The sequence below is a fragment of the Glycomyces halotolerans genome (assembly GCF_054779575.1).
The window spans coordinates 1-766 of sequence record NZ_BAAGXZ010000056.1; the positions used below are offsets into that span (position 1 = coordinate 1).

1 protein-coding gene and 1 pseudogene are annotated in these 766 nt (G+C 37.7%); one reads left to right on the top strand and one right to left on the bottom strand.

The features are described 5' to 3' along the window. The first annotated feature begins 32 nt into the window (after positions 1-32). Positions 33-179, top strand: coding sequence for a hypothetical protein (locus tag ACYVL2_RS19985; protein WP_460546562.1), 147 nt, complete (start codon positions 33-35; stop codon positions 177-179). Between the two features lie 14 nt (positions 180-193). On the opposite strand, the pseudogene ACYVL2_RS19990 reads toward ACYVL2_RS19985, so the two are convergent. Next, positions 194-766, bottom strand: a pseudogene (locus ACYVL2_RS19990) (IS630 family transposase); the annotation flags it as partial.

Sequence of the window (766 nt, forward strand, 5' to 3'; positions counted from 1 at the left end):
ATACTATTGAGCGGAAATCTGCTTTAAGCGGCATATTGATTGCTCTTTTATTAGGAGGCGCCACATCATTACCTGAGATTACAACAAGCGTCACGTCCATCATTATTTCAAACCCCGATTTAGCTGTAGGAAATGTTCTTGGAAGCAACTTATTTAACGTAATGATTTTAGCTATATAAGTTGAATTTATCTTTTACAATCGAATGCACAATCGATCAATAACTTTTCTAGGTGAGTCATTTAACTCACGAATAAAAGCTTGCACATTTCTTCGAATCTCTTTAACAGAGGAATAAAAAAGGTTATTAATTACGTCTGATTTGAGCCATTTCCATAACCCTTCAATGAGATTTAACTCAGGGCTGTAAGGTGGTAAAAAAACCAATTCTAAACGATGTTGGTGGTTACGCAAAAAAGGTTCAATCAGCTTCGCATGATGAATACGGGCATTATCTAACACCATGACAATCTTACCGGTCGGATAGTGTTTCAATACCTTTTGAAGAAAACGAAGAAACGCTTCGGCATCGTATCGTTCTTCTTCTACACAAAGCACATCTCCCGTTTCATAATTAAGTGTACCGATGAGTTTGACACCCTGGTGCTTTCCATAAGTCGGAATGATTCGTTGCTTGCCTTTTAAAAACCATGTGTATTGAAGAGCTTGGTAATCCCGAATCATCGACTCATCTTGAAAGAGAAGATGGTCAATCTCCTCATTTAAGAGTTTTTTTATAGGCAGGGAACGTCTCTTCCACAAACCCTT